We start from the raw sequence: 13527 nt of genomic DNA on the forward strand, positions 1-13527 counted from the left end.
GCGGTTCTTGGCGTGTCCCGGCGCTGATCCCGGATCAGTGATCCATGGCCTTGACGATCTCTTCGGTCATCTTCTTGGCGTCGCCGAGCAGCATCATGGTGCCGTCCTTGTAGAACAGCGTGTTGTCGATGCCGGCATAGCCGGAACCGAGCGAGCGCTTGACGAACAGGCAGGTGCGCGCCTTGTCTACGTCGAGGATCGGCATGCCGTAGATGGGTGAGGACTTGTCGTCGCGCGCGGACGGGTTGGTGACGTCGTTGGCGCCAATGACATAGGCGACATCGGCCTGCGCGAATTCGGAGTTGATGTCCTCCAGTTCGAACACTTCGTCGTAGGGCACATTGGCTTCGGCGAGCAGCACGTTCATGTGGCCGGGCATGCGGCCGGCGACCGGATGAATGGCGTATTTGACGTCGACGCCGTTGGCCTTGAGCTTGTCTGCCATTTCGCGCAGCGCGTGCTGGGCCTGGGCGACGGCCATGCCGTAGCCTGGCACGATGATAACCTTCTGTGCGTTCATCATCAGGTAGGCGGCGTCGTCGGCCGAGCCCTGCTTGACCGTGCGTTCGATGCCATCGTCCGCCGCTGCCGCCGTCTCGCCGCCGAAGCCGCCGAGGATGACGGAGATGAACGATCGGTTCATGCCCTTGCACATGATGTAGGACAGGATCGCACCGGACGAGCCGACCAGCGCGCCGGTGATGATCAGCGCCAGATTGCCGAGCGTAAAGCCGAGGGCCGCCGCCGCCCAGCCCGAATAGGAGTTGAGCATAGAGACGACGACCGGCATGTCGGCGCCGCCGATCGGGATGATCAGCAGGATACCGAGCACCAGCGAGGCGGCAACGATCAGCCAGAAGACCAGCTTGGACTCGGTGGTGACCAGCAGCACGATCAGCACGACGAGCGCGATGGCAAGTGCGGCGTTGATGAAGTGGCGGCCGCCGATCATGATCGGCTTGCCCGACATGCGGCTGTCGAGCTTGAGGAAGGCGATGACCGAGCCGGTGAAGGTGATGGCGCCGATGGCGACGCCAAGGCTCATTTCGATCAGGGCCTGGGCATGGATGTCGCCATCCGTGCCGATGCCAAAACTTTCCGGCGCATAGATGGCGGCGGCCGCCACCATGACGGCGGCAAGGCCGACCAGCGAGTGGAAGGCCGCAACCAGCTGCGGCATCGAGGTCATGGCGATGCGGCGCGCTGTGACGGCGCCGACACCACCACCAATGGCGAGGCCGAGCACGATCAGGCCGAAGCGGCCGGCCGACGGGGTTGCCAGCGCCAGCGTGGTGGCGATGGCGATGGCCATGCCGATCATGCCGTAGAGATTGCCCTGGCGACTGGTGGTCGGATGCGACAGGCCGCGCAGCGCCATGATGAACAGGACACCGGAGACGAGGTAGAGGAAGGACGCGAAGTTGGCGTTCATGGCGCTCTACTTGTCCTTCTTCTTGTACATGGCCAGCATGCGCTGGGTGACGAGGAAGCCGCCGAAAATGTTGACCGAGACCAGCATCAGGGCGACGAAGCCGAAGCCGGCGGCAATGCCGGAGGCGGCGATCCCCACGGCAAGCAGGGCGCCGACGACGATAACCGAGGAGATGGCGTTGGTGACGGCCATCAGCGGCGTATGCAGTGCGGGGGTCACCGACCAGACGACGTAGTAGCCGACGAAGATCGCCAGGACGAAGATGGCGAAGCGGAAAACGAAGGGATCGATGACGCCGCCGGAGAGCGCATGCGCGGCATCACCGGCCGCGTCAGTGCCACCCGGCGCGGTCGCCAGATTGTGCACTGCCAGTCGAACGGCGGCGGACGCCTGATCTAGCTGGTCGAGGGCTTTCTGCAGGGTCTGGTCCATCACGCGATCCCTTTCGGCTTCGACGAGGGCGACTTGGGTGCGGCCGCCTTCTTGGGCGCGGCTTTCTTGGGCAAAGCGTCGGCGACCATGGTCTTGGCCGGGATCGCGGCCGGCTCGACATGGGGCTGCTGGTCGGCTTTTACGAAAGCCGGATGAACCACCTTGCCGCCATCGGTCAGCATCGTCGCCTTGACCAAGTCGTCGTCGCGGTTGATGGCAAGCGTCTTGGTCGTCTTGTCGATCAGCGTCTCGAGAAAGGCGAACAGGTTCCTGGCATAAAGCAGCGAGGCCGACGCCGCGATGCGGCCTGGCACATTGAGATGGCCGACAATCTTGACGTTGTTGGCGGTGGTGACGACCTTTCCGGCTTCGGCGCCCTCGACATTGCCGCCGCGCTCGACCGCCAGATCGACGAGAACCGAACCCGGCTTCATCGAAGCGACCATGTCAGCCGAGACCAGCTTCGGCGCCGGACGGCCTGGGATCAGCGCCGTGGTGATGACGATGTCCTGCTTGGCGATGTGCTCTGATGTGAGTGCCGCCTGCTTGGCCTGGTATTCCTTCGACATTTCCTTGGCGTAGCCGCCGGCCGTTTCCGCAGCCTTGAATTCCTCGTCCTCTACGGCGAGGAACTTGGCGCCGAGCGAGGCGACCTGTTCCTTGGCGGCGGGGCGAACGTCGGTGGCGGTGACGACCGCACCAAGCCGGCGCGCCGTGGCGATCGCCTGCAGGCCGGCGACGCCGACGCCCATGATGAAGACCTTCGCCGCCGGCACCGTGCCGGCCGCTGTCATCATCATCGGCAAGGCGCGGTCATATTCCGAAGCGCCGTCGATCACCGCCTGGTAGCCGGCAAGGTTTGCCTGCGAGGACAACACGTCCATCGACTGCGCCCGGGTGATGCGCGGCATGAATTCCATCGAGAAGGCGGTGACACCGGCCTTGGCCAGAGCCGCCACGGCGGCATCGTTGCCGTAGGGGTCCATGATGGCGATCACAGCCGCGCCGGGCTTGTAGCTCTTCAGCTCGGCATCACTCGGCCGGCGCACCTTCAGCACCACATCGGCCTTGGCGACATCGGAAGCCTTGCCGATGGCGGCGCCGGCGCTGGCATATTCGGCATCGATGATGCGCGACTTCAGACCGGCACCGGCCTCGATGACGACGTCGAAGCCCAGCGCCGCCAGCCGTTTCACCGTATCGGGCGAGGCCGCGACGCGCGGCTCGTTGGCATCGAGCTCACGAGGGATGAAAACCGTCTGTCCCACCGCATGATCCTTTCGGCCGGAAGCTATTTCCCGCAAGACGCCGGCCGGCCTCGCGGCGGCGCCGTGGACAAGGTGTCGGAAAATCTATCGGAGGATAAAGGCGCCGACGGCCAGAATCAGCACGAACAGAATGGTCGCCGAGAAAAAGCCGCCCGCGAAGAAGCCGAAGGCCATCGCCAGGAGCAGGGCGCCGCAAAACAGCGAGCCGTACTTGGCCAGCGCGAGGAAGCCCGCATAGGTGCGGTCATGCTCGGCATAGTCCATCTTCGCACCCAGTTCGACAGGACCGGTCGGCGAGTGATCAGCCATAGGAATACCCCTTCGAAGACATCTTTCAGGCACATAGCGAAAAGCCGGGCCGAGAGCAATGGCGCTATTGCCGCACAACAACCGACAACTGCCTCAAAGAAAGGTTGAAGCCGGCTGCCGACGCGCGACGGAGTCGACCGCTGGATTCTGATGCTTGATGCGGAAAGATGCTCCGAAGGCGGACGCTTGCGTGCCTAAGCCGGCGCCCTCAGCCGGCTAAATGCGGAAATAGCCCGAGCAACCCGACGACGATCAGATAGAGCGCGACGATGTAGTTCAACAGCCTTGGCATGACCAGGATCAGCACGCCGGCGATCAGCGAGATGAGCGGGGTTAGCGCAAGTGTGGAAATGGTCATGGCGGGTTCCCTCAAAAACTTAAGACCCGGAGCGCTGCTCGTGGCCTCACCCAGAACGCCGAAGTCGCCAAAAGGCTCCCTGTCGGCCCTGCAAAATCGTGTGAATCCTGCCGTATCAGGCGGCTTCGTGATAGTACTTTGCCGTGGGCAGGATGGTCAGCGGCGGGAGTTCTCCGACATGCGGCGTATCGAACAGCATGCGCTGTTCCATTGGCGTCGAGCGGAAGAACGGGAACCGTGAGAAGGACCTCTCGCGGATGGCGTTGACGTCGGCGCGGTAGAGCACGACCTTGTTGAAAACGCCCGGATAGGCGCGCGACTCGCTGATCTTCTCCGAGTAGTAGATACGCTTGTAGAAGCCGGCGTGATCCTCGCGAATGGTCGACAGGCAGTAGGGCGCGTTGAAATGGAAACACGCCATGCCGGCCAGCCGCAGCGTCAGGTAAGGGATCTGCGGGTAGACGCGCGACCATTCGGGATCGGACGCAAACCGGCTGGGGCAGATGAAGCTCAGCCCGTCACGAAGCATCGGCATGACGATGTCGGCAAAGGCCTTGGTGGAAGGCGACATCGGCGTCGCCAAGGTGACGTGATGGATACGCAGCGTGCTGACGAGTTCCTGGTCGATATAGACCCCGAAGCGGTACACATTCGGTGCCTCGTCGAGCTCATCGTGAATGGTGTGGTTTTCGTTGTCGGGCACCATATCGTTCGAGCGATATGACTTGTAGCGCAGGCGGTAGATGTCCTCGAGATCTTCGCCCTTGTCGCAACGGCGGTACTCTGTCCGCTCAAGCATCGCCGAGACGTTGCGGGCGAAGCTGGACATGGTGTCGGCGGCGTCCTTGCCGTCCTTGCCGTCCTCGCCCGTCACCGGACGAAGCGAACTCAACTGCACAATCATCAACTCAATCCCCGTACATTGCCGCCGCGATCCGACACTACGACAGGGCCCTGGGATGTAAAAGATGAAAATGGGAAGCAGCCCGTTTACCAGTCGTTAAGGTTAACGATTGCTAAAATAAAACTAAAATTGGTGCTTTTCTTGATTTTCTGCGTCGCGACAGGGAAAGAGCGTATCTCCAACATGAGGGGAAGCGGCGGAAATTTTGGCATGGCCCGCGACGTGCAAGGAAACCTCGGAGCCTGTTCAATCCTGATGGAACCAGGGATGGGCTCTCAGTGCCTGGGCACCATGCGCCATGCGCCGCAAATCAGCGACGTACCGCCTTTTTGGCGGTCCTGATATCCTTGGCGAAGGGCCATACCGTGTTCGACATCGTCTCGATGCCGGAAGCGCTGAGCGCCGAACCGAACAGGAACCCCTGGACAAGATCAGGCTTGACCTGCAACGCCAGGATCTTGAGCTGCTCGAAGGTCTCGACCCCTTCGACTGTCACCGAAAGCCCCAGCGGGCGCGACAGGTTGACGATGCCCTTGAGCAGATCGAGCGAACGGGGATTCTGGGTGACGTCCATCAGGAAAGAGCGGTCGATCTTGATCTTGTCGAGCGGCAGCTTGTGCAGGTAGCTCAGGCTCGAATAGCCGGTGCCGAAATCGTCGAGCGCAATGCGCACCCCGATCTGCTTCAGCTCCTCGATGTACTGGCGCGTCAGCGACTTGTCGTCGAGCAGCGCCGTTTCGGTGACCTCGATCTCGAGCCGGCTGGCGGCGAGGCCGGAGCTCGCCAGCGCATCGCGAACCTTCTGGATGACATCGCGGTTGCGGAAATCCTTGGCGGAGAGATTGACCGAGACGCTGGTCTGGTCCGGCCATTTGGCGCATTCGGCGCAGGCTGCCTGCAGCACAAAAGTGCTGATCTCGGAAATGATACCCATTTCCTCGGCCAGTGGAATGAAGATGCTGGGCGAGATCGGCCCGAGATCTGGATGATCCCACCGGCACAGCGCCTCGCAGCTGGCGATGCGCATGGTGCTCATCGCCACGATCGGCTGATAGACCACCCGCAGGCTTTTGCTTTCCACGGCTGTGCGCAGATCCGCCTTCATCAGCTGACGGTTGCGGAAAGCGGCATCCATCGAGGCTTCGAACAGCCGCCAGCTGTTCTTGCCGAGCTCTTTGGCCTTGTAGAGCGCCAGGTCCGCCTTGACGATCATGGCGTCGACATCGGTATCCTTGACCCGTGAAAGCACGGCGCCGCCGCTGGCCTGGATGCGCAGCCCGTGACCGGCGACGTCGACTTCCCCTTGCAAGCCGGCGAAAATCTCGTCGAGCTGGCTGGTCAGATGGCTCTCATCCTCGACGCGGTCGAAGAAGACCATGAACTCGTCGCCACCAAAACGGCTGACCGTGATATCTTGCCTGGCAATGGCGGCAAGCCGCTCGGCAACGGCGTAGATCAAGCCGTCGCCGATTGGATGGCCAAGCGTGTCGTTGACGCTCTTGAAATCGTCGAGGTCGAGCACCGCCAGGCCGCAGAGACGATCGCGATCGCCTGATACCATGGCCTCGCCGATCAGTTCGTGGAAATAGGCGCGGTTGGGCAGGCCGGTGAGGTTGTCGTAACGTGCCATGAAGCGGATCTTGTCTTCCGCCTCGACACGGGCGGTGACGTCCTCGAAGGTGATGACGCCCAGTTCCTGGCTGCCTTCGCGAGCCGAGAACTCGTAATGCTGGCCGTTGGCGAGGGAAACCAGCACCTTGCGGTCGCGGCCCTCACGCAGGGCACGCGTCAGTTGAGCCTCGATATAGCGGCAATCCTTGGGCGCCAGCATGCCACCGGCGACACCGCGCATCAACAGACCATGGATCGACCGGCCGAGCAGCGCATCGGGCGACTTGAGCGACATCAGATGCGCGGCCTCGGCATTGGCGACCGCGACGCGGCCGTCCGGGCCGAGCATGACAAGGCCGTGCGACATGGTGTTGAGCGCACGATTGAAGCGTTGCGCAATGCGGTTGGCCTTCTTCTCTTCCGAGACGGCCGCAAAAAGCACATCGCGTACGGTGTTGGCGAATTTCCGGATGGCGAACAGGAACGGCGCCGACAGGAGCCCGAGAAGGACATGATAGATGTCGCCACGCAGCAGGAAACCAAGTGAGATCGGCCAGGTCAGGGCAAGGGTCAGGATTGTGACCATGCGCGGCGAGCCATAGTTTCGGCCGGCGATGGAGGACGCCGTCGCCAGCGTCAGGCAAACGGAGGCGATTTCGGCGAAACCGTCGCGCGCGAAATAGATGCCGAGCAGGCAGAAGGCGCCAAGTGTCAAACCATGCAGGGAGCCATAGAGAATGTAGTCATTCTCACGTTTGTGCGCTTCTTCCCAGGTCGTCGGCGACGGCATGCTGTTGTATTTTCGAAAGTTCCTCATGCGGAAAATGCCGACGAGGACCATCGAAATGGCGACCAGCAAATACAGCGGATCGCCGTTCTTCCACCAGACGAGGGCAATCAGGAAAGTCTGCGCAAGAATGCCGATCGAAAGCGTCAGCCCGTCGCGAAACAAGGTTTCCACGAACGGAATGTAGACGTCGACCGGGATCTCGTTCTTCTTTATCAGATTCAACGCCTGAATCCCAACCCTGGGGAGCCAAGCAGTGCCACATCCGCCTTAAGAAAGATTTAGAGAGCCGCTCGCGCTCCTGCCGTCAAGCCGAGTGACGTTACGGAAAGCTAGGAAACTGTCGTTCAGGTAAACAAGGCGTATCGATCATTCGGCGGCCTGAAGTTCGGGCCGCGCCGGCGTACCCGACAGGCGTTCGAGCAGCCTTTGGCGTTCGCTCGAAGCCTTGTCGGCGCTGGCTCGACGGACGTGGCCGTAGCCGCGAATGAGGGCAGGCACCGAAGCCAATGCAGCCGCCGCATCGACCCTGGCCGGGGCCAACGATCCGGCGATGAGTTCCAGATCCGCCTCGTACCGCGCCAGCAGCTGTCGCTCCATGCGCCGTTCGGCGGTGTAGCCGAACAGGTCGAAGGCGGTGCCGCGCAGGCCCTTCATCGCCGCCAGAATCCGAAAACCCTTCATCATCCACGGGCCGAAGCTCGATTTCCTAGGGCTGCCGTCATTGCCACGACGGCCCATGATCGGCGGAGCGAGGTGGAATTCAAGTTTGTCATAGCTCTGGAACTGTTTTCCAAGTTCGGCGACGAAAGAGCCGTCCGTGTAAAGACGCGCCACCTCGTATTCGTCCTTGATCGCCATCAGCTTGAACAAGTTCCTGGCGGCTGCCTGCGACACCGCGGTCGAACCAGGCACGGCTTTCGCTTCGGCGGCGCGCAAAACGGCCAGTTTTTCGGCATAACGCCTGCCATAAGCGGCGTTCTGATAGGCGGTCAGGAAGGCGACGCGGCGGGCGATGATTTCGTCCAGTGTCTCGGCGATATCCGTGGCCTGGCCGGTCTTTCCAGCCACGGCTCGACCCGGCTGGGCAACGAGCCCGCGCACGAAATCCGGCTGATGGGCAGCGCGACGTCCCCAGCGGAAAGCGGCGATGTTCATCGCCACGGCTTCGCCATTGAGTTCGATCGCCTTCTCGACGGCCTCAGCCGACAATGGCAGGCCGCCGTGCTGGAAGGCAAAGCCGAGCATGAACATGTTGGCGCCGAGCGAATTGCCGAAAAGTGCCGTGGCGGTGCGGGTGGCGTCGAAGAAATGCGCCTTGTCGTCGCCCGCTGCCGCGCGGATCGCCTTTTTCAGCCGCTCTATCGGCAACGAAAAATCAGCCGAGCGGGCGAATTCGCCGGGCATGATCTCGGCGGTGTTGGCGACGAAGATGGTGTGGCCCTCGCGCACCGCGGTCAGCACCTTCTTCGCGCCCGACACGACGAGGTCGCAGCCAAGCACCAGATCGGCCTTGCCGGCCGAAACGCGGATGGCATGGATGTCGTCCGGGGTGCGGGCGATGCGGACATGCGTGAACACCGAGCCACCCTTCTGGGCGAGGCCGGCCATGTCGATCATGCCGCAGCCCTTGTCCTCAAGATGCGCAGCCATGCCAAGCACCGCACCGACGGTGACGACGCCGGTGCCGCCGACGCCGTCGATGATCGCCGCCCAGCCCTGCTGGCCAAGTGGGAATTGCACCGGCACGGGCACGCCTTCCAGCGGATCGGCTTTGCCGGCCAGGCCCTCGGCCTTGCGGATCTTGGCACCGTGCACGGTGACGAAGGACGGGCAGAAGCCGTTGACGCAGGAGAAATCCTTGTTGCAGCTCGACTGGTCGATCTTGCGCTTGCGGCCGAATTCGGTCTCGACCGGCTGGATCGAGACGCAGTTCGACTGCACGCCGCAATCGCCGCAGCCTTCGCAGACCAGCTCGTTGATGAAGACCCGCTTGTCGGGATCGGGGAAGGTGCCGCGCTTGCGGCGGCGGCGCTTTTCGGCGGCGCAGGTCTGGTCGTAGAGCAGCACCGAAACGCCCTTGACGTCGCGCAGCTCGCGCTGGACGAGATCGAGGTCGTCGCGGTGATGGATGGTGGCGCCGGCCGGGAATTCGGCCTTCCCGGCATATTTGCTGGGCTCATCGGTGACGATGACGATGCGGTCGACGCCTTCGGCGCGCACCTGCCTGGCGATCATGTCGACGGTCAGGCCGCCTTCGTGCGGCTGGCCGCCGGTCATGGCGACGGCGTCGTTGTAGAGGATCTTGTAGGTGATGTTGGCATCGCTCGACAGCGCGAAGCGGATCGCCAGCGTGCCGGAATGGTTGTAGGTGCCGTCGCCAAGATTCTGGAAGATGTGCTCTCGCTTGGAGAACGGCGCCTGGCCGACCCACTGTGCGCCCTCGCCGCCCATGGCCGTGAAGCCGACGGTATTGCGGTCCATCCACAGCGCCATGAAGTGACAACCGATGCCGGCCGCGGCGATAGAGCCGTCCGGCACCTTGGTGGACGAATTGTGCGGGCAACCGGAACAGAAGAACGGCGTGCGCGAGCCGATGTCGGTGGCCTCGGTGAGCATTGCCTGGAACTGGCGCAGTTTTGCCACCCGCGCCGAAATCTCTTCGGACGGGCCGATGGTCCTGACGATCCTCTCGCCAAGCGCGATGGCGATCTCGTTGGGATCGAGCGCGCCCTTGGCCGGAAACAGCCAGTCGCCGCGCTCGTCCTTCTTGCCGATAATGACGGGTTGGGTGGCAGTGCCATAAAGGCTTTCGCGCAACTGCACCTCGATCAGCGAGCGCTTCTCCTCGACGACGACAATGGTGTCGAGGCCGCGGGCGAAATCGGCGATGTGATGCAGGTCGAGCGGCCAGGGGCAGCCGACCTTGAACAGCCGCACCCCGATGCGGTTGGCGGCCGCCTCGTCGACGCCGATATCCTCCAGCGCCTGGCGGACATCGAGGTAGCTCTTGCCCAGCGTGATGATGCCTATCTTCGGGTTGCGGCCGCCCGAATAGACAATGCGGTTCAGCCCGTTGGCAAGGATGAAGGCGGAGGCCGCGGCGCGCTTGTATTCATGCAGCCGCTCCTCCTGGCCGAGCATGTCGATCTCATGGCGGATGTTGAGACCGCCTGGCGGCATGTCGAACTCCGGCACGACGATGTTCAGCCGCTCGAGCGCGGCATCGACCGAGGCGGTCGATTCGATGTTGTCCTTGACGCATTTGATCGCCGCCCACGTGCCGGCAAAACGCGACATGGCGAAGCCGTAGAGCCCATAGTCGATGATCTCCTGGACGCCGGCCGGGTTGAGGATCGGCACCATCGTGTCGACGAACAGGAATTCGGTGGCGTGCGCATTGGTCGAGGATTCGGCCATATGGTCGTCGCCCATCAGCGCAAGCACGCCGCCATGCTTCGACGATCCGGCCAGGTTGGCATGCCGGAACACGTCGCCGGAACGATCGACGCCCGGTCCCTTGCCGTACCAGACCGAAAAGACGCCGTCATGAGTGCCCTCATCAAGCAGTTCCGTCTGCTGTGCCCCCCAGCAAGCGGTGGCGGCAAGCTCCTCGTTGAGACCCGGCTGGAAGATGATGTCAGCCTGGGCGAGCTGTTTCTTCGCCTTCCACAGCTGCATGTCGAGGCCGCCGAGCGGCGAACCGCGATAGCCGGAGACGAAGCCGGCCGTGTTCAAGCCGGCCCGGCGGTCGCGCTCGCGCTGCATCAGCAGCATGCGAATGACCGCCTGCGCGCCAGACAGGAAGATGCGCTCCTTTGCGAGATCGAACTTGTCGTCGAGCGCGACGTCGTGCAGCGTCATCAGGCATTTCCTCTGCGGAGGCCACGAGGGGGCAGGCAGCCAACGTCGGGGTCGGATGACGCATCCTTTCCCCCCTTGCAAGGCAGGTCAAACAAAATCGCAGATGCCAGGCAACGCGCAACGAACAGTCCGCGGCCATCCTGAATCGGGTATGAAACCGATCCGCGGACATTGCCCGGCGCACGAAAATTTCAGCTGCGGCCCGAGCGGCCGCGACGCGTCAGCTGCCCTTCGAGCAATCCGGCTTCGGCTCGCCCGGCAGCTTGCCGTCGGGATGGCCGACCAGATCGGGATTGGCGGTGTAGAGCTGGTCGATGACCAGCGGCCGGTCGGGCAGGATCGACTGGTCTTCCGTCGACATCAGCGTGGTGTCGATCTTCTGCAGGACCGCGCCGTCGGCGCCCTTGATGCTGATGGCAATCGCATAGGGCTTGTTCTTGACGACGCAGGTCAGTGCCGGGCTCTCCAGCGTCACCTTGTCGAGCTTCGGCCAGACCTTCTGCTCGACCACCAGAGGTGCGCCGCCGGCGGGATCCTGGAAGCTGGCCACCGCCACCTGGCCCTCTCCCATCGGCTTCAGCGGCCGCAGGGTCACCACATAAGTCGCCCTGGCGAGGCGGTAGTTGAAGACGAATATCTTGCCGGAAATCTCGAACAGCTTGCCTTCGTCATTACCGGCATCGCGGCAGGCACCGAGCGCAACGGCCACGATGAGCGCCGCGCCAACAAGGATCGAACGGGAAAGGCCGCTACGCATTCCTAACCTCATTTTCCGCCATGCGACGGCGGCGATAGTGACGGCTTGCCTTCTGACGGTTGCCGCACACCGCCATGTCGCACCAAAGGCGGCTGGAATTGCGGCTTCTGTCGACGAATAGCCAAGTGCAGTTGGGGCAGATCCTCAGCCTTGCGACAGTGTCGTCACGCAGAAGCGATAGCGCCGAAACCGCCAGCGCCGCCTCGAAGGCGATCGGCGTCAGAGGATCGCCGAACGGCCTTCCCGGCGCACCGATCTCGGTCCGGCTGCCGGCAAGGCCATCGGCACAAGCTCTCAGGAATCCGGCCAGATCGGTGGTGGCGACCGCGCCTTTCGACGCCGCTCCACGAAACAGCCGGTCCGTCGCCTCGCGGATCGACAGCACGACGGGCGCGATCGCCGCCGCCGAGGATACCGCCAGCGGCCTGTCGCCAAGTTCGGCGGCGCGAAAGCGGCTCGCCGCGTCGGCGAAGCGGGCAATCTCGGCCGGATCGTCGAAGCGGTCGAAGGTCCGCTCCGGATCGCCGCGCAGCACGACGGTGTTCGCCGTGTCGAGCGCAAGCAGGCCGCCGGTGAAGCGGTGCGGGGTCCAGGATACCGTCATGCCGAAAATCTAACCTATAAATCGCGTTTGACAAGTTAGATTCGGCGATGCAACCTCACTCCGGGATGCGGCGGTCTCCGCAGCCTTTTGAGCATGTCGTTGGCCAGGACCGCTTCGCACTTTTGGCGGCATGCTTCGAGGTTTTGCATGCTCTATTTCTTCCAGCAGGTGTTGAACGGGCTGCATTCGGGCGCGCTCTATGCGCTGCTCGCCTTTGGCTATGTGCTGACCAACGGCATCCTGCACCGCACCAATCTCGCCTATGGCGCGTTGTTCGCCTTTTGCGGCCAGACGATGATCCTGACCGCGGCCTTCGGCTACCAGGTGCTGTGGCTGACGCTGCTGGCGGCGGTGGCGCTGGGCGTCGTCGCTGCGTTCTTCTATGCCGCGCTGATCAGCCACGTGCTGTCGCGCAGTGTCTTCGAACCTTTGGCCGATCGCACGCCCAATGCAATCGTGGTGACGACGCTCGGCATCTTGCTGCTGCTGTCCGAAGCGAGCCGCATCGCCGCCGACACGCATGATCTGTGGCTGCCGCCGATGCTGGCGCAGCCCATCGTTTTTGCGCAGGGCGCGACCTTCAAGGCAACGCTGACGCTCATCCAGCTCATCGACTGCGCCGTGGCGGTGGCGGCAATCGCGCTGGCCAGCCGGGCTTTTGCCCGGTCGAGCTTCGGACGGCGCTGGCGCGCCGTCTCCGACGACCCCAAGGCAGCCGCGATGTGCGGCGTCGACGTGCGTGCGGTGTTCCGGCACGCGGTGCTGTTCGGTGGTTTCTGCGCCGCGCTGGCCGGTGTCATGGCCGGCCTCTATTACGGTAATGTCAGCTTTGGGTCGGGCCTCGTCTACGGACTGAAAATCCTGTTCGTGACGGCAGTCGGCGGCTATCTCTCGCCGCCGCGCGCGGCACTCGGCGCGGCCGCCTTCGGCATGGCCGAATCGCTGTGGGCCGGCTATTTCCCGGTCGAGTGGCGCGACGCGTGGATGTATCTGTTCCTGGTCACGACGCTGATCCTGATCGGCGCCGGCCGCGACACCGGCAAAATTGCCTGAAAACGTCAGACTTTGGTTGCATGACGCGAGGGCAGATCGCCGGTATCGGGCACTGTCTGCCATGCGGTGATATTTGCTGCCTCTATCCTTGTTGACCCGTCAGTCCACGCGCGGCATACCGTTGGACCACGCGGCGTGACGGACAAAA

Annotated in this window: 11 protein-coding genes; 1 reads left to right on the forward strand and 10 read right to left on the reverse strand. The window is 63.2% G+C overall.

From position 1 onward, the window contains the following. Positions 1–34: 34 nt before the first annotated feature. From LB558_RS14625 to LB558_RS14670, 10 genes are all read right to left on the reverse strand, one after another. Positions 35–1432: an NAD(P)(+) transhydrogenase (Re/Si-specific) subunit beta gene (locus LB558_RS14625; protein ID WP_224698186.1), complete on the reverse strand. Its 1398-nt coding sequence runs from the start codon at positions 1430–1432 to the stop codon at positions 35–37. Between the two features lie 6 nt (positions 1433–1438). Further along, positions 1439–1864 (reverse strand): NAD(P) transhydrogenase subunit alpha, encoded by a 426-nt coding sequence (locus LB558_RS14630; protein WP_263495264.1) that lies wholly within the window; start codon positions 1862–1864, stop codon positions 1439–1441. Next, positions 1864–3132, reverse strand: a complete 1269-nt coding sequence (locus LB558_RS14635) for a Re/Si-specific NAD(P)(+) transhydrogenase subunit alpha (RefSeq protein ID WP_224698188.1) — start codon at positions 3130–3132, stop codon at positions 1864–1866. The genes LB558_RS14630 and LB558_RS14635 overlap by 1 nt, the downstream gene beginning before the upstream one ends. A gap of 84 nt (positions 3133–3216) precedes the next feature. Then, the gene (locus LB558_RS14640) at positions 3217–3441 is read right to left on the reverse strand and encodes an aa3-type cytochrome c oxidase subunit IV (protein WP_013528204.1); all 225 of its coding nucleotides are present in this window, start codon (positions 3439–3441) and stop codon (positions 3217–3219) included. Positions 3442–3649: 208 nt separating this feature from the next. Further along, positions 3650–3799 carry a DUF3096 domain-containing protein gene (locus tag LB558_RS14645; protein WP_013528205.1) on the reverse strand — a complete coding sequence of 50 codons (150 nt, stop codon included), beginning with the start codon at positions 3797–3799 and terminating at the stop codon, positions 3650–3652. Between the two features lie 115 nt (positions 3800–3914). Further along, positions 3915–4703 (reverse strand): N-acyl amino acid synthase FeeM domain-containing protein, encoded by a 789-nt coding sequence (locus LB558_RS14650; protein WP_224698189.1) that lies wholly within the window; start codon positions 4701–4703, stop codon positions 3915–3917. A gap of 310 nt (positions 4704–5013) precedes the next feature. Then, the gene (locus LB558_RS14655; protein WP_224698190.1) at positions 5014–7326 is read right to left on the reverse strand and encodes a putative bifunctional diguanylate cyclase/phosphodiesterase; all 2313 of its coding nucleotides are present in this window, start codon (positions 7324–7326) and stop codon (positions 5014–5016) included. A 144-nt stretch (positions 7327–7470) separates the two neighbouring features. Beyond that, positions 7471–10965, reverse strand: a complete 3495-nt coding sequence (locus tag LB558_RS14660; RefSeq protein ID WP_224698191.1) for an indolepyruvate ferredoxin oxidoreductase family protein — start codon at positions 10963–10965, stop codon at positions 7471–7473. Between the two features lie 220 nt (positions 10966–11185). Further along, positions 11186–11722, reverse strand: coding sequence for a hypothetical protein (locus LB558_RS14665; protein ID WP_224698192.1), 537 nt, complete (start codon positions 11720–11722; stop codon positions 11186–11188). Beyond that, positions 11715–12326 (reverse strand): CGNR zinc finger domain-containing protein, encoded by a 612-nt coding sequence (locus LB558_RS14670; protein ID WP_224698193.1) that lies wholly within the window; start codon positions 12324–12326, stop codon positions 11715–11717. Before LB558_RS14670 ends, LB558_RS14665 begins: the two co-directional genes overlap by 8 nt. Before the next feature lie 147 nt (positions 12327–12473). Here LB558_RS14670 and LB558_RS14675 point away from each other — a divergent pair, with 147 nt between their 5' ends. Further along, positions 12474–13379, forward strand: coding sequence for a branched-chain amino acid ABC transporter permease (locus tag LB558_RS14675; RefSeq protein ID WP_224698194.1), 906 nt, complete (start codon positions 12474–12476; stop codon positions 13377–13379). The last annotated feature ends 148 nt before the right edge of the window (positions 13380–13527 follow it).

Origin of the sequence: Mesorhizobium sp. CO1-1-8 (assembly GCF_020164875.1) — a bacterium.
GTDB lineage: Bacteria > Pseudomonadota > Alphaproteobacteria > Rhizobiales > Rhizobiaceae > Mesorhizobium.